Origin of the sequence: Pseudomonas fragi (assembly GCF_025426255.1) — a bacterium.
Lineage (GTDB): Bacteria > Pseudomonadota > Gammaproteobacteria > Pseudomonadales > Pseudomonadaceae > Aquipseudomonas > Aquipseudomonas kulmbachensis.
Window position 1 is genome coordinate 2,742,622 of the sequence record NZ_CP104861.1, and the last position, 24,567, is coordinate 2,767,188.

The 24,567-nt window shown below is 58.2% G+C and carries 23 protein-coding genes; 13 read left to right on the top strand and 10 right to left on the bottom strand.

Features of this window, described 5'->3' with window-relative positions; genetic code table 11:
• From N7D90_RS12490 to N7D90_RS12500, 3 genes are all read right to left on the bottom strand, one after another.
• Positions 1–1,359 (bottom strand): MFS transporter, encoded by a 1,359-nt coding sequence (locus N7D90_RS12490; protein ID WP_261738307.1) that lies wholly within the window; start codon positions 1,357–1,359, stop codon positions 1–3.
• A 437-nt stretch (positions 1,360–1,796) separates the two neighbouring features.
• Positions 1,797–2,408: a dTMP kinase gene (locus tag N7D90_RS12495; RefSeq protein WP_261738308.1), complete on the bottom strand. Its 612-nt coding sequence runs from the start codon at positions 2,406–2,408 to the stop codon at positions 1,797–1,799.
• A gap of 137 nt (positions 2,409–2,545) precedes the next feature.
• The gene (locus tag N7D90_RS12500; RefSeq protein WP_261742431.1) at positions 2,546–3,466 is read right to left on the bottom strand and encodes a LysR family transcriptional regulator; all 921 of its coding nucleotides are present in this window, start codon (positions 3,464–3,466) and stop codon (positions 2,546–2,548) included.
• A gap of 109 nt (positions 3,467–3,575) precedes the next feature.
• Here N7D90_RS12500 and N7D90_RS12505 point away from each other — a divergent pair, with 109 nt between their 5' ends.
• Positions 3,576–4,766, top strand: coding sequence for an MFS transporter (locus N7D90_RS12505; RefSeq protein ID WP_261738309.1), 1,191 nt, complete (start codon positions 3,576–3,578; stop codon positions 4,764–4,766).
• A gap of 1 nt (position 4,767) precedes the next feature.
• On the opposite strand, the gene N7D90_RS12510 is transcribed toward N7D90_RS12505, so the two are convergent.
• A complete protein-coding gene (locus N7D90_RS12510; protein WP_261738310.1) occupies positions 4,768–5,103 on the bottom strand; it encodes an ArsR/SmtB family transcription factor in 336 nt (111 codons plus the stop codon).
• Between the two features lie 49 nt (positions 5,104–5,152).
• Between N7D90_RS12510 and N7D90_RS12515 the strand changes: the two genes are divergently transcribed.
• Positions 5,153–6,244 (top strand): NADH:flavin oxidoreductase/NADH oxidase, encoded by a 1,092-nt coding sequence (locus tag N7D90_RS12515; RefSeq protein WP_261738311.1) that lies wholly within the window; start codon positions 5,153–5,155, stop codon positions 6,242–6,244.
• Positions 6,245–6,326: 82 nt separating this feature from the next.
• Here the strand turns inward: N7D90_RS12515 and N7D90_RS12520 are convergent, their stop codons facing one another.
• Together N7D90_RS12520 and N7D90_RS12525 are read right to left on the bottom strand one after the other, a co-directional pair.
• Entirely contained in the window at positions 6,327–6,956 is a 630-nt protein-coding gene (locus tag N7D90_RS12520) for a glutathione S-transferase family protein (RefSeq protein ID WP_261738312.1), read from the bottom strand.
• 71 nt (positions 6,957–7,027) lie between these two features.
• The gene (locus N7D90_RS12525; RefSeq protein WP_261738313.1) at positions 7,028–7,705 is read right to left on the bottom strand and encodes a type 1 glutamine amidotransferase domain-containing protein; all 678 of its coding nucleotides are present in this window, start codon (positions 7,703–7,705) and stop codon (positions 7,028–7,030) included.
• A gap of 414 nt (positions 7,706–8,119) precedes the next feature.
• Here N7D90_RS12525 and N7D90_RS12530 point away from each other — a divergent pair, with 414 nt between their 5' ends.
• The 4 genes from N7D90_RS12530 (at position 8,120) to N7D90_RS12545 (ending at position 14,625) form a co-directional block, all read left to right on the top strand.
• Complete coding sequence (locus N7D90_RS12530) at positions 8,120–9,748, top strand: efflux transporter outer membrane subunit (RefSeq protein WP_261738314.1); 1,629 nt, start codon at positions 8,120–8,122, stop codon at positions 9,746–9,748.
• 30 nt (positions 9,749–9,778) lie between these two features.
• On the top strand, positions 9,779–10,975 hold the full coding sequence (locus tag N7D90_RS12535; RefSeq protein WP_261738315.1) for an efflux RND transporter periplasmic adaptor subunit: 1,197 nt from the start codon (positions 9,779–9,781) through the stop codon (positions 10,973–10,975).
• 9 nt (positions 10,976–10,984) lie between these two features.
• Positions 10,985–14,026 carry an efflux RND transporter permease subunit gene (locus N7D90_RS12540; protein WP_261738316.1) on the top strand — a complete coding sequence of 1,014 codons (3,042 nt, stop codon included), beginning with the start codon at positions 10,985–10,987 and terminating at the stop codon, positions 14,024–14,026.
• Between the two features lie 116 nt (positions 14,027–14,142).
• Positions 14,143–14,625, top strand: a complete 483-nt coding sequence (locus N7D90_RS12545) for an OsmC family protein (protein WP_261738317.1) — start codon at positions 14,143–14,145, stop codon at positions 14,623–14,625.
• Positions 14,626–14,694: 69 nt separating this feature from the next.
• Here the strand turns inward: N7D90_RS12545 and N7D90_RS12550 are convergent, their stop codons facing one another.
• The 3 genes from N7D90_RS12550 to N7D90_RS12560 form a co-directional block, all read right to left on the bottom strand.
• Entirely contained in the window at positions 14,695–15,183 is a 489-nt protein-coding gene (locus N7D90_RS12550; protein WP_261738318.1) for a GNAT family N-acetyltransferase, read from the bottom strand.
• Positions 15,184–15,218: 35 nt separating this feature from the next.
• The gene (locus N7D90_RS12555; protein WP_261738319.1) at positions 15,219–15,584 is read right to left on the bottom strand and encodes a hypothetical protein; all 366 of its coding nucleotides are present in this window, start codon (positions 15,582–15,584) and stop codon (positions 15,219–15,221) included.
• Between the two features lie 82 nt (positions 15,585–15,666).
• Complete coding sequence (locus N7D90_RS12560; protein ID WP_261738320.1) at positions 15,667–16,539, bottom strand: LysR substrate-binding domain-containing protein; 873 nt, start codon at positions 16,537–16,539, stop codon at positions 15,667–15,669.
• 109 nt (positions 16,540–16,648) lie between these two features.
• On the opposite strand from N7D90_RS12560, the gene N7D90_RS12565 reads away from it, so the two are divergent.
• The 7 genes from N7D90_RS12565 (at position 16,649) to phnX (ending at position 23,517) form a co-directional block, all read left to right on the top strand.
• Positions 16,649–17,518 carry a phosphate/phosphite/phosphonate ABC transporter substrate-binding protein gene (locus tag N7D90_RS12565; protein WP_261738321.1) on the top strand — a complete coding sequence of 290 codons (870 nt, stop codon included), beginning with the start codon at positions 16,649–16,651 and terminating at the stop codon, positions 17,516–17,518.
• A complete protein-coding gene (gene phnC / locus N7D90_RS12570) occupies positions 17,515–18,300 on the top strand; it encodes a phosphonate ABC transporter ATP-binding protein (RefSeq protein ID WP_261738322.1) in 786 nt (261 codons plus the stop codon). Before N7D90_RS12565 ends, phnC begins: the two co-directional genes overlap by 4 nt.
• Positions 18,301–18,302: 2 nt before the next feature.
• A complete protein-coding gene (gene phnE / locus N7D90_RS12575) occupies positions 18,303–19,121 on the top strand; it encodes a phosphonate ABC transporter, permease protein PhnE (protein ID WP_261738323.1) in 819 nt (272 codons plus the stop codon).
• Between the two features lie 115 nt (positions 19,122–19,236).
• Positions 19,237–20,328, top strand: a complete 1,092-nt coding sequence (gene psrA / locus N7D90_RS12580; protein WP_261738324.1) for an iron-containing alcohol dehydrogenase PsrA — start codon at positions 19,237–19,239, stop codon at positions 20,326–20,328.
• 89 nt (positions 20,329–20,417) lie between these two features.
• Positions 20,418–21,713, top strand: a complete 1,296-nt coding sequence (locus N7D90_RS12585) for an MFS transporter (protein WP_261738325.1) — start codon at positions 20,418–20,420, stop codon at positions 21,711–21,713.
• A gap of 54 nt (positions 21,714–21,767) precedes the next feature.
• Entirely contained in the window at positions 21,768–22,634 is an 867-nt protein-coding gene (locus N7D90_RS12590) for a LysR substrate-binding domain-containing protein (RefSeq protein WP_261738326.1), read from the top strand.
• A 55-nt stretch (positions 22,635–22,689) separates the two neighbouring features.
• Positions 22,690–23,517 carry a phosphonoacetaldehyde hydrolase gene (gene phnX, locus N7D90_RS12595; RefSeq protein WP_261738327.1) on the top strand — a complete coding sequence of 276 codons (828 nt, stop codon included), beginning with the start codon at positions 22,690–22,692 and terminating at the stop codon, positions 23,515–23,517.
• 39 nt (positions 23,518–23,556) lie between these two features.
• Here phnX and N7D90_RS12600 read toward each other — a convergent pair whose 3' ends face one another.
• Positions 23,557–24,528 carry a LysR family transcriptional regulator gene (locus N7D90_RS12600; RefSeq protein WP_261738328.1) on the bottom strand — a complete coding sequence of 324 codons (972 nt, stop codon included), beginning with the start codon at positions 24,526–24,528 and terminating at the stop codon, positions 23,557–23,559.
• Positions 24,529–24,567: the final 39 nt, after the last annotated feature.

The window sequence follows — 24,567 nt, forward strand, 5'->3', positions numbered from 1 at the left end:
TTACTCTCCCTGTAGCGCTTGACGGGTGGGGGTGGGCGGCGTCACGGAAACTGCCCGGCGCTCGCTGCCCAAAGCAACCATAAGCACGGCCGACATCAGCATCAGCCCGCCGACAACGAACATCGGCACGGTGTAATCGCCAGTACTTTCCTTGAGCATTCCGGTGACGAAGCCAGCAGAAAAACCTGCCACGTTGCCCACTGTATTGATCAACGCCACCGCGGCAGCCGCTGAAGCACCGGTGAGGAATCGAGTTGGCAAGGTCCAGAAGTTCGGCAGTGCAGCGAAGATCGAACAAGCGGTAATCGTTACCACCGCCACCGTGGCCGCCGGCGAAGCCATAGCCAGGGCGAGCGGGATACTCACGGCACCGGTCAGCGCCGGTAGCGCAATGTGCCAAGTGCGACAGCCTCTGCGGGTGGCATCTCGCGACCATAGATACAGCGCGACCGCGGCAGGCAAATAAGGAATCGCGGTGATCAGGCCTTTTTCGAACACCGTGAAAGTGGTGCCGAACTGGGCCTGGAAGCCGCCAATGATAGTCGGCAGGAAGAATGACAAAGCGTAGAGGCCGTAGATGAAGCCGAAGTAGATCAGGCACAGCATCCACACCCGGCCATTAAGCATGGCGCGTCCGACACCCGGATGGCCCGCACTAGATTGAGTCTCGCCATGCTCGCGTTCAAGCTCACCGACCAACCAGGCTTTCTCTTCGGCGTTCAGCCATTTGGCTTCCGATGGACGATCGACCAGGTAATACCAGGCAATGAATCCGACAAGAATCGCCGGCAGTGACACGCCGAGAAACATCACGCGCCAGCCAGCCAGTCCGAACAGGCCGTCATGTCCGATCAACCAGGCTGCCAGCGGCGCACCAATGACCACTGTCAACGGCTGAGCCAGATAAAACAGCGCGAGGATCTTGCTGCGGTAGCGCGAAGGGACCCACAGGCTGAGGAACAGGATGGCGCCGGGAAAGAAGCCAGCTTCGGCGATCCCGAGCAACAAGCGCAGCCCGTACAACCCTTCGACACTGCTAACCCAGGTGAAGAGCAAGGACACCACTCCCCAGGACACCATGATCCGCGCCAGCCACTTGCGGGCTCCGAAGCGGTGCAAAGCGAGATTGCTCGGAATTTCCAGCAGGATATAACCGATAAAGAAAATCCCGGATGCCAGCCCGAACTGCGCAATGGTCAGGCCCAAGTCCTGTGTCATGCCATTAGGACCGGCGAAAGAAATCGCCGTGCGATCAAGAAAGTTGATGAAGAACATGAGGCCCACAAAAGGCACCAGGCGCAGCGATATTTTGCGGATGGCCGATTTTTCGGCGCTAAGTGATGCGCAGACAATGGACATGTCGTTTCTCCGACTCATCTACGGTCATGAAGTGCGTCACGACTGGTGTGATGAGGTGATTTCTTATTATGGTCGCTATAAAGCAGCGATCCGACCTTAGGCCTGGCTCGTGATCAAGCGATGGCTTAGGCAAATTTCTAACACGACCCTTTCCAATTGTATACTGTGATGATGGTATGATCTCTATGCAAGCTAGAATAAACCCTCAGGACTATCCTGAGAGGACCGTGCCAGAGGGGTTAGAAAATCAAACAACTGTTTATTTAAAGTTTAGCGGGGCACGCTCAACCATCCGGATACAGCCTGAAATTGTCACTCCGGGAGAGCTTTATATAAGTGCCGCGAGGGGGCGAAGACAGAACAGCTGAGGCAACCAGGCTAGTGTCGCGTGACCAATCTCGTGATAAACACCTCGCGTGGAAGCCAACTCCCGGGGCTCAACGCAGGGCCCTGTAAATCTCGGAAACAACCTGCATCGTCGCGTCTTCGATGGTCCCTTCATTACGGCATACAACCCAGCCGTGATCTGCACTCGCTTGCTCGAACGCCTGGGTACAGGCGACATGTTCTTCCAGCTTATGGATCACCGTACTGCTTAGCCCCCGTCGCCGCGCTGCCGCCCTCGCCCATGAAAGTTCAGGTGCGGTGACAACCCCGACATGCAGGTCGGGCACTCGCACATTTCGTTCAATGTTCAATTGCAGAATTTCTGCGAACGGGAGTATCCGGCGAAAAGCGGCATCAGACGGATACCAGCGATCGATCAGGATGATGCTATCGGGGGGTTGTTTAGTCAGCACGTGCCGGGAAATCCAGGCACGGCTATCAGCAAAGCGTTCACACACCCTTAACTCTAAATCCCGGGTGGGATTTCTGGCGAATGCGTTAACGAGGGTCATCGTTTCAGCCCTGCCGGGGTCGCTTTTTTTCTCGCAAAGCCGGATCACTTTTTTGTTATCGGCCCTCAGTGCTTTCGTAACGGCCTCCAACAGTGTGGTTTTGCCGGTTCCTTTGGGCCCATCTAGAGAAACAAACAGCGGACGATTCATTCTTCAAATATCGATTGTTTTGCGTTTTTTTGCCCTGTTCGTTTGCTGGAACCGCTTGGTGCGACTACGCGAATCGAGTGCAAGGTCCTTATGAACAGACATCGGCGAGCACTTTAACCTTAAACCCGCTCTTTCTCTCAGCGACGCCCTGCTGGAGTAAGATTAGCCCCCAGATATTCGATTAAAGCACTGACTTTTGGCAGCGCTTCGCGGCTCTTTAGCCATACCAAATTCATCGGAAGACCTTCCGTGGCCAGATGAGGCAAAACCTCCACCAGCGCTCCCGTGTTCAAATGCGCTTGCACCAGCCAGGTAGGCAGTTGGGCGATGCCAAGCCCGGCCAATACTGCCATCACCTCTCCTTCACCGTCCCCCACGGCAATATGGGGGTGCATGATCCTGCGCTCCTTATCACCCTGCTGACGGCCTTTGAAATACCAGGGGATCGCCATCCCGTCGTTCTGCCCATAACCCACGCAAAGGTGTGCATCCAGGTCCGACTCCGACTGGGGTTGCCCGTAGCGGAGCAGATAATCGGGTGATGCGCAAAAAACCAGCTTCGGCGTGCCGAAAAAACGGTGCCCTATAGAGGCAGGCCACGCATCCGAGCCGCCGATCCTGACAACAATATCAATACCTTCGTGGACCGGGTCGACGTAACGATCCGAGAACGACACATGCGGTGACAGCCGTGGGTGCAGCTTCATGAAATCCAGAATTAGCGGCAGGACATGAAGCCTTCCATAAGAAGCTGGCAGGTCAATACGCACCTTGCCCTGAGGTTCGGTCTGGGTCGAGGTCAGCGCTATTTCAACCTCTTCCAGATCCGAAAGCACCGCCGTACACGTACGGTAGAAGGTTTCTCCCGCGTCGGTCAGTGACAAGCGACGCGTGGTGCGCTGAAACAAACGGGTGCCGAGCCGCCCTTCGAGTCGGGCAATGCTCTTGCTGACGGCAGAGTTGGTCAGGTTCAGGCGGCCAGCGGCCGCCGTAAAGCTGCCCAGATCGGCAACGATAACAAAAACATCAATACCCTTAAGGCGTTCAGACGAAAACATCACCACTCCAATTGATGAATTAAATTCCACTCACTCAGTAGAATTCAGCAAAGATCAAGCTCAGTTTCTCCAATAGGCTATATCAAAACCTATTCTGGAGTTAAGCGACATGCAGTCCTCATCTGCGGCAAGTGCCACATTGGCCCCTGCCGAAACATCACGTTCAGGACTTCAGATTCTGATTATGGCGGTCGCAGCCTTTATTATCGTGACCACCGAGTTCCTGATCGTCGGCCTGCTACCAGCCCTGTCACGAGACCTGAATATCTCTATCGCCCTGGCTGGTCAGGTCGTTACGCTGTTTGCCTTTACCGTAATGTTATTCGGGCCCGTACTCACGGCCAGGCTGGCGCATGTCGAGCGCAAAAAGCTGTTCACCATCATTCTCATGGTGTTCGCGGCATCCAACGTTCTGGCAGCGGTGTCCAGCAATATCTGGGTGCTGGCTGTGGCTCGATTTATCCCTGCCCTGGCGTTACCGGTTTTCTGGGGCACGGCCAGCGAGACTGCAGGCCAACTCGCAGGGCCTGGGCAGTCGGGTAAAGCTGTAGGCCGCGTTTACTTGGGCATTACCGCCGCACTGGTGTTTGGTGTGCCGCTGGGTACCTTGGCAGCTGACACGGTGGGCTGGCGCGGCAGCTTCTGGATCCTGGCAGCCGTCTCCCTGCTGATTGGCATCCTGATGCATCTGGTGATGCCAAAGCTGCCGGTCACCGAAAAATCGCACCCTGACCAGAAACAGACGGCAATCTTGCGCCAACCACGTTTTCTGGCTCACTTGCTGCTGTCGGTCCTGAGCTTTACCGCTCTGTTCACCGCCTATACCTACCTTGCAGACATCCTTGAACGACTCGGCGGCATTCCTGCTGGCCAGGTGGGCTGGTGGCTGATGGGCTTCGGCGCGATCGGCATGGTTGGTAACCACTTGGGCGGCAGTATGGTAGACCGCAAACCGCTGGCTGCCATGGTGGTGTTTCTGGTGCTGGCCGGTGCCGGGATGCTGGCGGCCGTACCGCTTGCACCTCATCACCTTTGGTTGACCGTTGCGTTGGTGGCGTGGGGTATCGGTTACACCGCGCTATTCGTGGTGTGTCAGGTGCGAGTGATGCAGGCCGGTGAGCAATCTCAGGCCTTGGCTGCGACCCTGAATATATCGGCAGCCAACGCCGGCATCGGCCTGGGCGCAATCCTTGGTGGGGTCGGCATCGGTCACTATGGTCTGGGCTCGATCGGCATTATCGCCACCCTGATCGCCGCACTCGCTGTCATCGTTGCACTGCTGATGATGCGTCGTCAGTAACTCAGGCCTGGGAAAGAATGCAATCCAGCAAGCCCGGGAAACGCAGATTGAGCTCCTCCGACCGCAGCGAGTTCATGTGCGTAGTACCGATATTTCGCGTGTGAACAAGCCCGGCGTCGCGCAAGACTCGAAAGTGATGGGACATGCTGGACTTGGGGCGACCGCCGTCCAGCTCGCCGCACGATGCTTCAGCGACGCCCGCAAGATACCGGACAATCTCGAAACGAACAGGGTCGCTCAGGGCGTAAAGCAAACGCTCGAGGATGAAATCGGATGGAACTGGATGTTTGAAGGTGCGCATGTGGCGATGATAACGAACGCTTTCAATGAATGCCATATTTCGAATACTATCGAACAAGCGAAACAAACTTTCCAGGAGCCATGACATGTCTGCACTATTCGAACCGTACACGTTGAAGGACGTCACCTTAAGAAACCGTATCGCCATTCCGCCGATGTGTCAGTACATGGCCGATGACGGCATGGTCAACGATTGGCACTTGGTCCACCTGGCCAGTTTGGCAAGGGGCGGCGCCGGTCTGGTTGTAGTCGAGGCAACAGCCGTATCTCCCGAAGGGCGTATCACGCCAGGCTGCGCCGGCATCTGGAGCGATGCCCATGCCCAGGCGTTCGTGCCCATGGTAAAAGCGATCAAGGCTGCCGGTTCTGTGCCTGGCATTCAGATAGCCCATGCCGGACGCAAGGCCAGCGCTAACCGTCCTTGGGAAGGCGATGATCACTTCGCGGATGGCAATCCAAATGGCTGGAAGACCATCGCCCCCTCTCCCATCGCGTTCGGCGGCAATCTGCCGAAAGTCCCCCAGGAAATGACCCTGGAAGACATTGCCCGGGTGCGCCAGGACTTCGTCGATGCTGCACGCCGGGCCCGTGACGCCGGTTTTGAATGGATCGAGCTGCACTTCGCACACGGGTATCTGGGTCAAAGCTTCTTCTCGGAACACTCCAATCAGCGCACCGACGAGTATGGCGGCAGCTTTGAAAACCGTAGTCGGTTCCTGCTTGAGACGTTGGCAGCCGTGCGTGAAGTTTGGCCAGAGAACCTGCCACTGACGGCTCGTTTCGGGGTGATCGAGTATGACGGGCGTGATGAGCAAACGCTGGTTGAATCGATTGAATTGGCGCGGCGCTTCAAGGACGGCGGGCTTGACCTGTTGAGCGTCAGTGTAGGCTTCACTATCGCGCAGACCAATATTCCTTGGGGTCCCGCCTTTCTGGGCCCTATCGCCGAGCGCGTGCGTCGCGAGTCGGGCCTGCCGGTGACTTCTGCATGGGGCTTTGGTACTCCGCAACTGGCACAAGCCGCTATCGAATCTCGCCAGCTGGACCTGGTGTCAGTGGGCCGGGCTCACTTGGCTGATCCGCACTGGCCGTACTTTGCAGCCAAAGAGTTGGGGGTTGAAAAGGCTTCCTGGACGCTCCCTGCGCCCTACGCTCACTGGCTTGAACGCTACAGATAAGTTGACCGGGAAATTGCCGCGTTGTTAGCGGCAATTCTACCCAGGCTATGGAGCTCATCTCACCGGGGTGCGTATGGCTCAACTATGCTTGCGGCGAGTTCTCCAGCTTTAATGCTCGCTTCCAGCTGTCCAGTCCAGCCAGACGTTGCAGGTAAGCCTGCACATGAGGATATTGCACCCCTGCCCTCATCTGCTCGATCACCGTGATGGCGACAAAAGCCAGCATGAAATCAGCCCCTGACAATGTATCCCCCACGATAAAGGTTCTGTTCGCAAGCGTACTGTCCAGAAACCCCAGGACCTTCTCAAACTCGGTCTGGGTGTAGCCGTCGAGGAATTTCAATTGAGTCCCGGCGTTGATCTCAAACTGGGTAAATAGCTTGAGTAGCACCGGCACCATCGCCGAACTTTCCGCAAAGTGAATCCATTGCAGGTACTGAATATAATCCGGTGAATTGAACGCGGGCTCCAGCTGGGGCGCGAACCGGCGGATCAGGTATTCGACAATGGCGCCTGATTCAACGAGCACCTGCCCGTCAAATTCAATCACCGGTGACTTGCCCAGCGGATGAATATTCTTCAGCGAGGCAGGCGCGAGACGAGTGACCGGATCGCGCTGATAGCGGATCAGGGTGTAAGGCTCGCCAATTTCTTCAAGCAACCAAAGTATACGCAGCGATCGGGACGCGTTGAGGTGGTGAAGTGTGATCATGACGGCTCTCTTTAATGAGGGGGACACCCGCGGCGCCCGGACTGCTCTACAAGCCCGGACGCTGTCAGTGGTTACTTCAGTTGGGCGACCAGTGCTTTGGCAACACCTTCAGAACTCGCCGGGTTCTGACCGGTGATCAGCTTGCCATCTTCAATCACGAAGGGGGCCCAATCCGGCCCTTTTTCATAATGCCCACCCAGGCTCTGGAACTCATCCTCGATCAAAAATGGCACGACATCGGTCAGTTCTACTGCCGCTTCCTCACCATTGGTGAAACCGGTGACCCGGCGCCCTTTAACCAGCGGTGCGCCGTCCGCGGCCTTCACATGACGTAGCGCTCCCGGTGCGTGGCAGACAAAACCAATGGGCTTGCCAGAGCGTTCGAAGGATTCGATCAGGTGGATAGACGTCTTCGACTCGGCCAGATCCCACAGAGGGCCATGCCCACCCGGGTAGAACACGGCGTCAAAGTCTTTAGCGCTCACCGTATCCAGCTTGACGGTGGTCGCCAAGGCCTGCTGTGCGGCAGGATCAGCGTTAAATCGATGGGTCATGTCAGTCTGGAAATCCGGCAGTTCACTCTTTGGGTCCAGCGGTGGCTGACCACCTGCTGGCGACGCCAACACCACCTCGGCCCCGGCATCCTTGAAGACGTAGTAAGGCGCTGCGAACTCTTCAAGCCAGAATCCTGTTTTCAAGCCCGTGTCCCCCAGTTGATCGTGGGACGTTAGAACCATCAGAACTTTCATGTCATAGCCCTCATTGCTGCGGTTTGGCCTTTGGCAACGCGATCTGCCTTGGGCTTATGCTGGATGTACTGCATTGCACTGACTATGTACGACCACCGGTTTTTGAATACGTGCAACGCCGAAAAACGTGATTATCATGATAGGCCCCATGCCTGCTGCACAGGCCGCCACATCGATAACCTGGGCGCTGTTTCGACACTGAGTTGTTCCTCTGCAACATAGCAAGAAACCTCGTTCAATATCGTTCGATAAAGATTTCCTCTATTGGCGGTTGCGCCACTCTTGAATTAACGTTTATCCCATCTGTTCATCGTGACTTGGATCCAGTCATCCGCTGCTGTTTCAGGGGGCGGCTTGGTGCACGCGCGCGCATCGCTCATCAAAGTAGTTAACCCACTGATTATCAGAGTGATTATGAAAGAGCTGCCTCGCCAGTGTGCATCGGGTTCGCGACAGGTGATGCACATCTGCGCGATTTTTCGACAGTCACATTTTCTGGCGCCGTTGAGTCTGCTGTGCATTGCCCTAGCGGGTTGTACCGTGGGGCCCGACTTTGTTCGCCCTGATGTGGCCGCAAATGCCGACTATTCCCGAAAGCAGCTCACCACCACCGCCCAGGCTGATGTCGACGCTGGCGGCGCGGCACAACAGCTGATTGCCGGGATGGATATCCCCGGACAGTGGTGGACGTTGTTCCGCTCACCGGCACTCAATGCCCTGGTGGCAGAAGCGATGCACGCCAACCCGAATGTCAGCGCCGCACAAGCGGCATTGCGCCAGGCTAACGAACTGGTTTATGCCGACCAAGCGTCGCTGTTCCCTTCCATAACCGGCAATGTGTCGAAAACCCGCGAGAAAATATCGGGGGTCACGACAGGGGCACCGTCGTCATCCATTCTCACGCTGAACTCTGCGTCGCTGAGCATTTCCTATGCCCCGGACGTGTTTGGCGGCACCCGACGGCAAATCGAATCTTCTACGGCGCAAGCCGAGTACGAGCGTTTCCAACTGGAGGCGACGTACCTCACATTGACCTCCAATGTGGTCAATACCGCGGTCAGCCTGGCGTCTGTACGCGATCAGGTGGCAGCCACCGAAGAAATCATCCGGCTGCAGAGCGACCAGCTCGACCTTCTGCACGCGCAGCGGCGACTGGGCGCGATTGGCGATACTGACGTCCTCACGCAGGAGACCGCGCTGGCACAAACACGCGCCACCTTGCCGCCCCTGCAAAAGCAATTGGCGCAGACCCGCAATCAGTTGATGGCCTACCTTGGGCGGTTTCCCAATCAGGATCAGGACGAGCGTTTCAACCTGGCTTCTTTGCACTTGCCGGAACAACTGCCACTCAGTCTCCCCTCGGCAATCGTCGGCCAGCGGCCGGATGTGCGTTCTGCGCAAGCTCAACTGCATCAGGCCAGCGCCAATATTGGCGTGGCTATCGCCAACCAGCTGCCACAGTTCAGTATCACCGGATCATTGGGCTCTACCGTGGCCAGCGGAACCAGGTTGTTCTCGGCAGGCAGTGGCGTCTGGAGCCTCGCCGGGTCGATTGCCCAGCCAATATTTGATGCCGGTGCACTCGAGCATCGTAAACGCGCAGCCGTGGCCGCCTATGACGAGTCGGCGGCCCAGTACCGCGGCACGGTGATTGCCGCATTCCAGGATGTGGCCAATGCACTGCGAGCGCTGGAAGCCGACGCTGATGCGCTCAACCAGCAGGTGGTGGCTGAACGTTCAGCGCAAGCTAACCTCGGCCTGGTACAAGCACAGTTCCGACTCGGGGCAGTGGCTTACATCAACCTGCTCACGGCCCAACAAACCTACCAGAACACCGTGCTTGCGCGCGTCAAGGCCCAGGCTGCTCGATACAGCGATACCACCGCCCTGTTCCAGGCACTGGGTGGCGGCTGGTGGAATCGCGCTGACGTGGACCCTGCCACGGCTGGCAGTCCCGATCGCTTCGGCCTGCCGTCTTGGCAAGAGATCATGCCGCCTGCCAACAAAAAGGCTGCACCTGCCAATGCGGCGCGGCTGGACTGAATTGAACGATTGAAACAGTGAGAACCCCCCATGGCTGACGTCAAGACTGCCTCTCCCCTGCCACCCGAGCCCAGTGCACCGGGCGGGCCACGTAAACGTCGGTTGTGGCGGCCGATGCTGATCATGGTCGGAGTGGTACTGGTGATTGTGGCGATCATTGCCGGGGTCAAATTCACCCAGATTTCAGCGCTGATCGCACAGTCGAAGGTGCCCTTGCCCGCCTCCGTGGTGACGGCCATGCACGTGCCGTTCGACGACTGGCAACCCAGTGTCTCTGCCGTGGGATCGATGAAGGCAGTAAGAGGGGTTGATGTAACCACCGAAGTGGGCGGCATTGTGCGCACCATCGGCTTCAAGCCCGGACAAGAGGTTGCGGCACAGACGCTGCTCGTGCAGTTGAACGCCGACTCGGACATCGCGCTACTGCACTCGCTTGAGGCCACTGCCGACCTGGCAGTCATCGTCCTCAAGCGCGACAAGGCCCAACTCGCGGTGAACGCCGTGTCGCAAGCCCTAGTTGACACTGACAGCGCCGACCTGAAGGCCAAGCTCGCCGCTGCGGAACAACAACGGGCGTTAGTAGCGAAAAAAACCATTCGCGCACCGTTTGCCGGACGTATCGGGATTACCAGCGTCAACCCCGGTCAATACCTTAACCCCGGCGACAAAATAGCCACGCTGCAAACCTTTGATCCGATCTACATCGACTTCACCGTGCCACAGACCCAGCTGGAGGAAATTGCCATTGGCCAAAATGTCGCGGTGACCGCTGATGGCCTCTCCAATCAAACCTTCACGGGGCGAATCAGCACCATCGACACTCAGTTCGACTCAACCACGCGCAACGTCACCGTAGAAGCGACCGTCGAGAATCCCAAACAAAGCCTGGTGCCCGGAATGTTTGCCCGGGCCATCGTCGAGTCCGGCACGCCACAGCGCTACCTCACCGCTCCGCAGACGTCGGTCACCTACAACCCTTACGGCACCACGGTTTTTATCGCCACACCGCACACCAACGACAAGGGTGAAGAAGAGCTGACGGCGCAACAAGCCTTCATCAAGACCGGGCCTACCCGTGGCGACCAGGTCGCCATCCTGTCCGGCGTGAAGGAAGGCGACCTGTTGATCACCAGCGGCCAGATGAAGCTCAAAAACGGCTCGCCGGTGCAGATCAATAACAACGCCGCCCCGCTGAACGACCCCGCACCGACCCCACAAGAACACTAAAGGTGTCCCATGAAATTTACCGATACCTTTATTCAGCGACCGGTCTGGGCCGTGGTCGTCTCGCTGTTCATCTTGATCCTGGGGCTGCGCTCGATCTTTGAATTGCCGGTAAACCAATGGCCACGGACTGAAAATACCGTCGTCACCATCACTACCGCTTACTACGGTGCTGACGCTGCCACGGTTGCGGGCTTTATTACCCAGCCGCTTGAATCGGCCATCGCACAAGCCCAGGGCATCGACTACCTGTCCTCGTCGAGTATCACCGGCGTATCGACCATTACCGCAACGCTGCGGCTCAACTACGACGCCAGCAAGGCACTCACCGAAATCAATACCCAGGTCAACTCGGTGAAGAACCAGCTACCGGCACAGGCCCAGGAACCAGTGCTGTCGGTCGCAGTCGGACAGACCACGGACGCCATGTACCTGGGTTTCTACAGCGACACACTGCCCACCAATAACATCACCGATTACCTGGTGCGGGTGGTCAAGCCCAAGCTGGACTCGATCCAGGGCGTGCAGACCGCAGAAATTCTTGGCGGGCGTCAGTTTGCCCTGCGCGCCTGGCTGGACCCGGACAAACTGGCAGCGCATAACGTGACGGCGCAGGACGTGTCCACAGCTCTGGCAAACAATAACTACTTGTCTGCCGTGGGCTCGACCCGAGGTCAAATGGTCACGATTGATCTGACGGCCGGGACCGACTTGCACACGGTGGATGAATTCAAGCGACTGGTGATCAAGCAAAAAGGCGATGCACTGGTCTACCTGGAGGATGTGGCGAACGTCACCCTGGGCGCAGAAAGCTACGACAGCAGCGTGGCGTTTTCCGGCAAGCGCTCGGTGTTTATCGGTATCAAAGCGGCACCCAATGCGAACATCCTGACCGTCGCCACCAGTGTGCGCAACGCATTCCCCGAGCTGCAATCGCAGTTACCCGCAGGGGTGCGCGGTGAAATCGTTTATGACTCCACGGAGTTCATCAACACCTCGATTGTTGAGGTGGTGAAGACCCTGGCAGAAGCGATGATCATTGTGTCGGTGGTCATCTACCTGTTCCTCGGCTCGTTCCGGGCGGTGATTGTGCCCTTGGTGGCGATACCGCTGTCCCTGGTCGGGACATTCTTCGTCATGTACCTGCTGGGTTACTCCATCAACCTGCTGACCTTGCTCGCCCTGGTGCTCGCAATAGGCTTGGTGGTGGACGACGCGATTATTGTGGTTGAAAACGTCGACCGCCATATCAAGGAGGAAGGAAAAGGTGTGATGGAAGCCGCGCTGATCGCGGCGCGGGAACTGGGTGGTCCGATTGTTGCGATGACTGTGGTGCTGATTGCCGCGTACGTGCCCATCGGGTTGCGCAGCGGTCTCACGGGAGCTCTGTTCAAGGAGTTCTGTTTCTCCCTGGCCGGTGCCGTGACCGTATCGGCCGTGGTGGCGTTGACCCTCTCGCCGATGATGACCTCACGCCTGTTCAAGTCCGGGCAGGAAGAAGGTCGCTTCGCCCGCCGGCTCGATCAGTACTTTGATTGGCTGCGGGGGCGCTACCGTCGCGTGCTGTCAGCCGGTCTGGATGTCTGGCCGGTGCTGGTGACATTCGGCTTCGTGTTGTTCCTGCTGGTCGCCGCCAGCGGCATGACCGCTAAAAGCGAGCTGTCCCCGACCGAGGACCAAGGCCTGGTATTCATGCAAATCAAAGGCCCGCCGACGGCATCGCCCCAACAGATGGAGCGCATTGCCGACCAGGCTTTCCAGATAGCCAACAAAGAACCCGAATATGCCCAGATGTTCCAGTTGACCGGGCTGCCCGCACTCAACCAGGGGCTGGGTGGGGTGCTGCTCAAGCCCTGGAGCCAGCGCACGCGTTCACAAGCCGATGTGGTGAAAGATCTGCAGCAGAAGTGGAATCAGGTGCCGGGCGCAACCATCGCGGCCTTCCCGCTGCCATCACTGCCGGGCGCTCAGGGTTTGCCGGTGCAATTTGTGATCACTACCACCGATTCGGTGGAAAACCTCAACGAAGTCGCTCAAGCGGTAATGGCCGAGGCGCAGAAACAACAGCTGTTCTGGTTCTCCGACATGGATTTGAAACTGGACAAGCCACAAGCCAGGCTGGTGGTTGACCGGGAAAAAATCGCCGCACTGGGCATGACCCAGGCAGACGTCGGTGCTGCTCTTTCAGCCGCACTGGGTGGCAACTACGTGAACTACTTCTCGACAGCCGGGCGCTCGTACAAAGTCATTCCCCAGGTGTTGCAGGTTGACCGCCTGAACCCGGAACAAATTCTCGATTACTACATTCGCACGCCATCCGGATCCATGATTCCGGCGCGCACGGTGGCGCATATCGAGACCTCGACGCAGCCGGAATCGATCAACCACTTCCAGCAACTCAACTCGGCGACCCTTTCAGGCGTCAGTGGCGTGGCCCAGGGCGAACTGCTGGCGAAGTTGAATACGATTCTGAGCAACGTTGCGCCATCGGGTTACACATCAGACTTCTCGGGTGAATCGCGCCAGTTCATGCAGGAATCAGGCGGGTTCGTCGGTTTACTGCTGTTCTCGATTCTTATCGTCTACCTGGCCCTGGCCTTCCAGTTCGAGAGTTTCCGCGACCCGGTAGTGATTCTGTTCTCGGTACCTCCGGCCCTGTTTGGTGCGCTGGCCTTTATCACCATGGGATTCGCCTCGATCAACGTGTACACCCAGGTCGGGCTGGTGACGCTGCTGGGGCTGATCACCAAGCATGGGATTCTGATCGTGCAGTTTGCCAACGAGTTGCAGCGCGCAGGTCGCAGCAAGCGCGAGGCGATTGAAGAGGCAGCCGGCGTTCGTCTGCGCCCGATCCTGATGACCACGGCGGCGATGGTATTGGGCGTGGTGCCATTGGTTTGGGCCTCTGGTGCAGGCGCTGCGGGGCGTCATGACATGGGCCTGGTGATCTTTGCCGGGCTGTCGATCGGCACCCTGCTGACGCTGCTGATGGTCCCGGCGATGTACATGTTTATTGGCACCTCGCACCAGACCGAGCAGACGCACCCTGCGTAGCCGCTGAAGAGCGAAGCGGCTACAAAAGCACTGCAGTATTTACTGCGTGGTAGCGCCCGTTTGATATAGGCTGACTTGCCGCAAACCGCTGGATTCAGCCCCCAAGGAATGATCGAATGGCAGACAAAATGCACCGCTACGAAGTCCAGGTAAGCTGGACTGGCAATCAGGGCACAGGGACATCTTCTTATCGCGGTTATAGCCGGGCACATGTAATCCGGGCAGGCGACAAAACACCTATCGACGGCTCATCCGACCCTTCCTTTCGGGGCGATCCAACACGCTGGAACCCGGAGGAACTGCTGGTTGCATCCTTATCCGCATGCCATAAATTGTGGTACCTGGGGCTGTGTGCCGAAGCCTCAATTGTCGTGTTGGCCTACGAGGACAATGCACAAGGAGCAATGGTCGAGCAAAGCGATGGCGCGGGTCAGTTCACCTCAGTTGTATTAAGACCCAAAGTGGTTCTGGCTTCAGGCGCTGACATCGAGAAAGCGCGTGCACTGCACTCTGCCGCACACGAAAAATGCTTTATCGCACGCTCGGTCAACTTTCCAGTCAGCCATGAGCCGCAACTGTCCGTCAGTCACAATGCTTGAGCCACTGAAAAGGGCAAAGAGTACCCTTTCCAGCGTTGCAGGTATCACCTGCGGGCACGGTCGAGAGTTTTATGACTGGCCCGCTCTGCGGCGAGTCATGTGAATGAGTGCTGTTCTCCCACCCTCCCAGCTGGCTCGTTCTTCGACAGCAAAGGGCACAAAGCCCAATTTTGGATAAAGCAGCAAACCTGCCGTATTTTCGTTGAAGCACGATAACTGCACTTCTGTCGCGTCATGACGTTCGAACGCCAGGGCAGTCATGGTCTCCACAAGAAAGCTCGCCACACCTTGCCCTCGCGCCTCCTTGGCGACGATGACATTGCCGATACAGCAAACCCCGCCCGTGTCAGCCCGATAAAAGTTAGCGAAACCAACTACCCTGCCCCCGCTTTCGACAACCGTCGAGTCGAAACGCTGAGCAATGGCCCCCGACAACTGGGCTTCAGTCAGAGGGTATTGCGCTTTGGGGAACATGAAAAACAGTTCCCGCTCACCAAGAGGAAAGCCACAAATCGTCCTGATATCATCAGCCTGAACTGGCCTGTGTTGAAATTTCATCGCCTGCCCCTGAGGTCCACTTCAAAAAATGCCCGTTACGCGCCAAGCTCAACGTAGCTTGACTCTCCACCACCCGTTGCGCCCGATAACCAGCCCCATACGAAATTCAGGGTGGTACGGCCTGCCTGATCAACACCTACAGTGCCACGGGACCAGCCACAAAGAAGCTCGCCGTCCAGGGTCAAACACTGGAAAAGCAGTTCAATGGAATCGGGGCTCGTTACCCGGCCGACTTGATTGCCCGTGCGAATCCGGCCGCCCTGGTAAGTGCCCGAAATAGCATGTTCCTCAACAAGGTAATGAAAAACCGTGCCTGCACCGGATAGCCCCTGGGTGTTGCCCGCGACGATAAATCGGCGATTGTGCAAACGTTCGCTAACTGGAGAAAAAGCGGTTGGCATAAATGTCGCGTCCTGTGATCGAAAGGGTCCATTGCAACTCTGAGTGATCCTACCCGATGTCCGCAAAGACCTGCACCCTGTTCTACCCGGCCCTCGCTGCTCCCTGAACGCTGTCAAAAAAAGAAGAAATCAACCGGCTGGCCCGGCGTTCTGTCAGGCAGTACAGGTACGTTTCGGTGAAGAGCGACTCGCCCTCGATACGTATCATGCGAATCCGTGGGTCGGGGATAAACTCGGCTTCGGATACCACACCCAGACCGATGCCGCGCACCACGGCTTCACGCAAGGCTTCCCGGCTGCCGATTTCCATGGCAATTCGCGGTTCGACAGCGGCTTCGCTCAAAGCCCGCTCCATAACCAGGCGCGTGGTCGAGCCACGCTCGCGCTGCAACATGGCCTGGCCTTCGAGTGCCTGTAACGGCACGCTCTCATAACGCGCCAGCGGGTGCTTATGGTGGGCAAACAACACAATCGCGTGTCGCGCATAGCGTACGGAGCACAGTGCCGGGTCGTTGTGCAGACCGGCCAGCACGGCAATGTCGGTGGTGTAGTTTTCAAGGTCCGCCAGCACTTGCGCCGAGTTGCCGACCCGTATCGATACATCAATACGCGGATAAAGCTGGTGGTAGCCGTCGACCATTTCGATCACATGAAACGGCCCCACGGCCCCCAGCTTCAATTGGCCACTGTCAAGCCGACCGGAGTCACGCAACAGGTTATGCGCTTCCAGGTCGAGGGCGGCCATGGCCTGGGCAATCGGCAGCAGTTGGCGGCCCACATCGGATAACTCGATGCGCCGGCCACGGCGGTGGAAAAGCTCGACATTGTGCTCGCGTTCAAGCCCTTGCACCTGGGTCGTCAGCGTCGGCTGGCTGAGCCCCAGCGCTCTGGCGCCAGCACTGAAGCTGGCGTGGCGGGCCACTGCGAGAAAAGCGCGCATCCGCGAGGTCGACATCCATAGACTCCATCAATAGTTAACTGCTTAAACCCATATTGAATTGATCACATGACTGTCACGTGACATTCCTAGCCTGTGGCAACTCCATCAGACCTCCTGGAATGCCATGAAAACCCTCTCTCGATTTCTGCGTGTCGCCAGCCTTTCGCTTCTCGTCATCGGCACAGTTGGCCAAGTTTGTGCCAGTGATAAATTGACCATCGGCCTGATTCCGTCCGAAGACTCACAGGCCATGATCGAAGCCAGCAAGCAGGTGTTGAGTCGTCTTGAAAGCACACTGGGGATGCCGGTCGTGCCTTATGTCGCAACCGACTACAACGGCATCATCGAAGCGTTGCGCTCAGGCAAGCTCGACGTGGCATACCTGGGGCCTTTCTCCTATGTGCTGGCGACATCCGTGGCCGATGTCGAGGCCTTTGCGGTGGCGGTTACCAAAAAGACCGGACAAAGCGCTTACCACAGCGTGATTCTGGCGAGAAAGGACAGTGGAATTCGCGAACTGGCTGACCTCAAGGGGCGCACTTTTGCATTTGTCGATCCAAGCTCGGCGTCGGGCCATCTGTTCCCCAAAGCAGGACTGGAACAGGCGGGTTTCGATCCTGGCACGCTGTTCTCACGGGTAATTTTCTCCGGCTCGCATGACGCCAGCATCCTCGCGGTAGAAAACCACAAGGTGGATGCCGCTGCAGTAGCCGATCGTATTTTCAGCAGCGCCGCGGCCAAGCAAATGATCAAGCAGGACGATTTTCAAGTGGTATGGAGTTCGCGGCCAATTCCTGAGTCGCCGATGGTCTGGCGCAAAAAGCTGGACCCGGCGCTCAAGCTCAAAGTCGCTGCGGCCCTGGCCTCGATCAAGGATGTGCCGTGGGGTGACCAGGGCGTTCTGGATGGCTTTCAGCCCACCACGGACTCGGCCTATGACGTGGTTCGCGACACGGCCAAGGTGCTCAACCTCGACTTGCGGAGCATGAAATGATCCGCATCGGTAATCTGACCAAGCAGTTCGGTAGCAACCCGGTGTTGCGCGGTATCGATCTGCAAGTGGGCGCAGGCGAATTCGTGGTGATTCTGGGCCAGTCCGGTGCAGGTAAATCCACCCTGCTGCGTTGCATCAACCGCTTGGCTCAGGCCGACTCCGGCACCCTTGAAGTGGCGGGTATCGACGCGCTGGGCTGCAGCGACCCGCGACTCCTGCGCCAGCAGGTGGCGATGATTTTCCAGCACCACAATGTAGTGCCGCGCCTGAGCGTGTTGAAAAACGTGCTGACCGGGCGTCTTGGCGCTGTTTCGACCCTGGCATCGGTGCTGCAACTGTTTCGCCGTGACGATATCGAGTTGGCCATGCAATGCCTGGCCCGTGTCGAACTCGATCACAAGGCCCATCAGCGTACTGATTCGCTGTCCGGTGGGCAGATGCAGCGGGTGGGCATCGCCCGCGCATTGGCGCAACGACCCAAGGTAATTCTCGCTGATGAGCCGGTCGCGAGCCTCGATCCAAAGACAGCCCGTCTGGTGCTGCAATACCTGCGCGACGCCAGCCGTGAACTGGGTATCACCGTGCTGTGCAATTTGCATCAGGTCGATTATGCCCGCGAGTTCGGTGACCGGATTGTGGGGCTGGCTCACGGCAGTCTGGTGTATGACGGCAGCGCCGAAGGCCTGAGCGAGGCCGACTTGCAGCGTATCTATCCGGGGCAGCAAGCAACCTGCACTGCCCCCTTGCCTGCCATGAGCTACTGCGCTGAACTGAGGGGCTGAAGATGAAACCGCATAACTATCACTGGACCGTGGACCTGCCCCGTGGCACGCGCAGTTGGCTGAGCACCGGGGCGATTGCCCTGGCGGTGATCATGACCCTGCACTGGAGCGCTCAGGGCGCGCAACTGAGTATCGGCGAGCTGGCCGACGGTTTGCCGCAAATCGGCGACTTTCTGGCCCGTACCGTGCCACCGGATCTGAGTATTCTGCCGCGGTTGCTGGCGCCAGCGGTTGAGACCCTGCAAATCGCAATCTGGGGCACGCTGCTCGGTGTTTTGCTGGCTATCCCGTTGTCATTTCTGGCGGCCCGCAACCTGAGCCGCAACCGCCTGGTGTTTCACGCGACACGCCAGTTCCTTAATTTTACCCGCAGCATCAATGAGTTGATCCTGGCGCTGATTTTCGTCTCGGCTGTCGGCCTTGGACCGTTTCCCGGGGTTCTGGCTTTGGCGCTGCATGGCCTGGGCATGCTCGGCAAGTTTTTTGCCGAAAGCATCGAGGAAATCGACCAGGGGCCCATCGAGGCGCTACAGGCAACCGGTGCCCGACCTCTGCAAGTGATTGTGTTTGGCGTGCTGCCTCAGGTCATCACCGCCTGGATCGCCGTGGTGCTCTACCGCTTCGAGGTTAATCTGCGTTCGGCAACCGTGCTGGGCATGGTGGGTGCTGGCGGGTTGGGATTTGAGCTGGTGAGCAGCCTCAAGCTGTTCAAGTATCAGGAAACCGCCACCTGCATCATCGTCATTACGGTCATGGTGATCATCGCCGATGCCGCGTCGAGCCGACTGCGTAGCGCCATTCAGCGTGGTTCGAGCCATTAACGGCCGTCCTTGTATCGGCTGAGCCGATTCAAACCTGCGATTTATCGATTTGAGCTGTTTTCGCTTGCCCCCGAGTATGGGGCCACCTGCGACAACAACAAAAAAAGGACCCACCATGACATCCCGATTCTACAACCCGGTTGAAACCCGCTTCGGCTGGGGCAGCTTGCTGGAACTTGCCGATATCACCGAACACCAGAGCGTTGCCCTGGTGACGTTTCCCGAGGCGCGGGCGCTGGGGTTGGTGCAGCGTATCGAGGACTTGCTGGGCGAGCGCCTGGTGTATGTGATCGAAGACGTGCAGCCCAACCCGGACGTGGCGCAACTGCGTAACACTTACGAGCGTTTCTGGCGCGAAGCCGGTGACTGCCAGGTGGTGGTCGCCGTGGGCGGTGGCAGCGCGATCGATACGGCCAAGGCTCTGATCGTCGGCACCGAAACCGGCAGCTTCGATGAGTTGCTGACGTTGTTGGCAACCGGCCAACCCTTTACCCCGGCTCGCAGCAAAGTTCTTATCGCGGCGCCTACCACCGCAGGCACCGGCAGCGAAGTAACGCCCTGGGCGACCATCTGGGATTCACTCAGCCAGAAAAAATACTCCCTGCACCTGGACTGTACCTGGCCCAAGGTGGCCATTATCGACCCGCAATTAATGCTCACAGTGCCGGCTTCAGTGACGGTTTCGACGGGGCTGGATGCGTTGTCCCATGCCCTGGAATCGATCTGGAATATCAACGGCAACGCGGTTTCAGACACCTTTGCCGTTGCTGCCATCGAAGACATCCTCGAATGCCTGCCGCTGCTGCGCCACGACCTGTGCAACCCGGAACTTCGTTCGCGCATGGCCCTTGCCGCGCTCAAGGCCGGGATGGCGTTTTCCAATACCAAGACCGCGCTGGCCCACTCTATTTCTTATGAAATGACCCTGCGCTACGGCTTGCCCCATGGCATTGCCTGCTCGTTCACCTTGCCGCTGGTGCTGGGCATGGCATGGGGGCACGACGCAGCACGCGACCGGACCCTGCAGCGAGTGTTTGGCACTGACGTGCACCATGCCCAGCGCCAGCTGCGAGAGTTCCTGCACAACCTCGACGTGAAAACCGAATTCACCGATTACGGGGTGACGGCGGTCGAGGCCGAGAAAATGGTCCAGTTCGCCATGCAAGGCGCACGCGGCAAAAACTTTATCGGTTCACAAGCTGCGTAGCCGCCCCACGGTAATTTCCTGCTGCTCCCATACAGAGTGCCACCCTTGGACCTTGGCCCAAGGGGACGAACAATAATAAGGAAAAGATCATGAATCGTGCCCAAACCCTGTCTGATCTCGCCGTCCCCAGTCCATCGTTTCGCGTGGCTCAGTGGCGCATGCTGCTGGCCGCCATGTTCTGTTATCTGTTTTTCTACACTGGCCGCCAGACCTTCGGCTTCGCCATTCCCGGCATCCAGGCAGAATTTGGCTTGACCAAAGAGACCCTGGGCTGGATTTCTGCCGCGATGCTTTGGTCTTACGCCGTAGGCCAGGCTATCAACGGCAACTTGGCTGATAAATTCGGTGGGCGGCGCATCATGACCTTGGGCGCCGTATTGTCATGCGCCGCCAACTGGGTCACCAGTTTTGCCAGCGGTTTTACCAGCTTGATCCTGCCTTGGGGCATTAACGGCTACTTTCAGGCGCTGGGCTGGGCACCGGGCAGTCGCCTGATTTCCAATTGGTGGAGTGCCGGCGAACGCGGCAAGGTCTACGGCTTTTATGTGTTCGCCGCCGGTTGCGCGTCGGTACTTTCGTATATCACGTCCATCGTTGTGCTCGAAGTGCTGCAACTGGAATGGCGCTGGATCTTCCGCTTGCCCGTATTGCTGATGCTGGCAGGCGGCATCATTTTTTATCTGGTTGCCCGTGAGCGCCCCCAGGACCTGGGCTTTGAGCCTCTGGGTGACACCGGCGTGGCCAATGCCGACGATAAAAACCATGAAGTGGCGCAGGGTGAAGTCGAAACCTCGTTGCAGCGTTACTCCGCAGTATTGAAGAACTTTCGCCTGATCATAGCCGCCGTGTCCCTGGGATTTCAGAACGCCGCTCGCTATGGCCTGATCGTGTGGGTGCCGGTGCATTTTCTGGGTGCTGACTGGAAAAGCGGTGACAGCATGGTCGATCCCAAGTGGATCACCGTTGCCTTGCCGGTCGGCATGGCCATCGGTGCGCTGAGCAATGGCTGGGTCTCGGACAAGCTGTTCGGCTCCAAACGCTACCTGGCGATCATGCTCTATATGGTCTTGGGCGCTGCTACCAGCTTGTGGATGTGGGTCCTGCCGCCCCATAGCGCAATCGGCCTGGTAGCGCTGTTCCTCTGCGGTTTCTTCGTCTACGGCCCGGCTTCCAGTTTTTGGGCCCTGTGTCCCGATCTGGTGGGTGCCAAACGCGCGGGCACCGCCACCGGAGTGATGAACTTTTCGTCTTACCTGTTTGCCGGTCTGGCAGAACCCCTGATCGGCAGCATGCTCGATAGCACGGGCAATACCTCATTGATTTTCGTCGTAGTGACCACTGCGTGCCTGTGCAGCGCCGCGGTCGCGTTGTTTATCAGGCGCTGAACATGTCATTTAGCTGCTTGAATTAACCCGACAGCCCGGCAACAGGAAGCTTTTATGTACCAGTACCACAAGTGGTTACGCTCCTTTCACGCGGTGGCCAAGACCGGCAGTTTTACTCTCGCGGCTGAGTACCTGTGCGTCGGCCAGCCAACCGTCAGCGAGCAGGTCAACGCGCTGGAGAAAAAGTTTTCCGTGGAGCTGTTCCACCGTCGCGGGCGCTTTATAGAAATGAGTTCGGCCGGGCATCAACTCTATGTCATCACCCAGGGCCTGTTCGGCCAGGAAGATGAAGCGGTGCAACTGCTGCAAAGCTTCAAACAGCGCAAGACCGGGATGTTGCGCCTGGGAGCGGTCTCGCCGCCCATTGCGATGAACATGACTTACGCATTGATGCAGCGCCATCCGGATATCGAACTGGAGACCTCGTTCTCCACGGAACGCGAGACCCTGGCACGGCTATTCAACTTCGATATCGATGTCGCAATCCTCGCGCTGTCCGAGTTCGATGAGCGCTTTCATACCCAGCTGTATCGGCGCTATCCGATTATTGCCGTGGTGCGCGATGACCATCCTTGGGCTCGTCAGGCCGAGGTTCACTTTACTGAAATCAGCCATGAACGCTGGGTGATGCGCGAACAAAGCTCGCGCACCCGGCAATTGGTGGAAGAAAGCTGCAAGCGCCAGGGCGTCGCGCTCAACTGCGTGATGCAACTCAACAGCCGCGAAGCGATTGTGCATGCCATCGCACGGGGCATCGGCATCGGCTTTGTGTCGGCCGTCGAGTATGCAGAAACCCCGGGCACAGTCCCCATCACCTTTGTCGATCACCCACTGTTTATCGACTACCACCTGTGCTGCCTGGGCATACGCAGAAATCGCCCGATGATCGCCGAGCTGTTTGACACCAGCGCCGTGCAATAGACGCCTGAACCCTGAACACAAAACCCCTTGAACCCATCAACACTGGAGATTGACCATGAATTACCAACAACCGACCCGTCTGCAAGCAGTCGTTCTGGACTGGGCTGGCACCGTAGTCGATTTCGGCTCCTTCGCTCCCACCCAGATTTTTGTCGAAGCCTTTGCCGAGTTCGGCGTAGCCGTGAGCCTCGAAGAAGCCCGTGGTCCGATGGGTATGGGCAAGTGGGACCACATTCGCACCCTGTGCAATCAACCGCAGATCGCCGAACGTTACCGCGCGGTCTTCGACCGACTGCCCAGTGATGCTGACGTCACCGCGCTCTATGAACGCTTTATGCCCCTGCAGATCGAGAAAATCGCCCTGCATTCAGCCCTTATCCCTGGCGCCCTGGATGCCATCGCTGCATTGCGCGACCAGGGTCTGAAAATCGGCTCTTGCTCGGGATATCCGGCAGTGGTCATGGCCAAGGTCGTGGAACTGGCCAGGGCCAATGGCTACGTAGCCGACCATGTGGTCGCCACCGACGAAGTTCCCAACGGCCGCCCACACCCGGCCCAGGCGCTGGCCAACGTGATCGCACTTGGGGTGAGCGACGTCGCCGCATGCGTCAAGGTCGATGACACCTGGCCCGGTATCCTTGAGGGCCGCAGTGCGGGAATGTGGACAGTCGCCCTCACCTGCTCGGGCAACGCCCTTGGCCTGACCTACGAACAGTACAGGGATCTACCGGAGCAAAAACTGGCTGAAGAGCGTGCCCGCATCAGCCAAATGTTCGAGGGTTCACGCCCCCATTACCTGATCGACACCATTTGCGAGTTGCCGGGCGTGGTCGAAGATATCAACGCACGACTGGCACGGGGCGAGATGCCACAGAGTTACTGATGAAGTTCAGGGGCCCGAGTTTTGCTAGCAAGGTCGAATCTAACCGGCAAACCAATCCTTGCGCCCCTCAAACGTACTGACAATCAAGTCCACCAGCATCTGCACCTCCTTTGGATAGCGCACATCTGCATTCACTGCCATCCATGCCCCCCGCTGCAGGCTATCAGGCAACAATCCTGGCAAGGCGATCAGTTCGCGGTCGAAGTGACTCATATAGTGCGGCAGCAGGCCGATGCAGCCGCCGCAGCGGATGGTTTCCAGCATCAATGAGTAGTCGTGCACGTGTACCACCGAACTCAGCCGCTGTTGCACCAGGTTGTTCCAGGGGCGCAGGGCTTCGATCTGCTGGTCGGGACGCCACTGCACCAGCATGTAGTCGATCAGGTCTTCCAGGTTCTCCGGGCGGGTGATCGAGCGTGAATAGCGTTTGGCGATATGGGGCAAGTAATGCAGGCGAGCCAGCGGTCTCGCTGGCTGGATGCGAAAGCTGGGGCCGGGCCCTGGCGAGTCGACGTCCGACAGCCACAACACCAGGTCGGCCTCTACGCCTTGCAATGATTGCTGGCCATCGAGGGAGATAATGTCCAGCCGCACGCTGGCATTGCGCCGCAGCAAGGCAATCAAGTCGCGACCGAGAATGTCGTGCAGGATCGGTTCGGCCACGGCCAAGCGGATCAGCGGTTGCTCGATCTGCGGCAAGCGCCGGTCCTGAGCGATCAGTTGCGCCTGTAGCTGCTGGCCTGCTTCGCTGAGTACCAACGCCTTGCCCTGATGATTGAACAGTGAGCCGTGTACCTGCTCTTCCAGCTCGGCCAGGCGCTTGCGCAGCAGCGTGGTCTTGATATTCAGGCTGCGTGCCGCTTGGGTGAAGCAACCCGAGCGTGCACATGCCAGAAAGTAACTGGCCACATCGGGGTCCACGGCTGCCGGGGCCAATAGCGGTGCTGGCAACTCAAGGTGTTCTCGGTCATGGGGGGCACCGTGGTGCACCGGGTGTTCAAGGAATATCATGCTCGACTCCGTGTCTTGTTGATCTTGTGCATCCAGGCC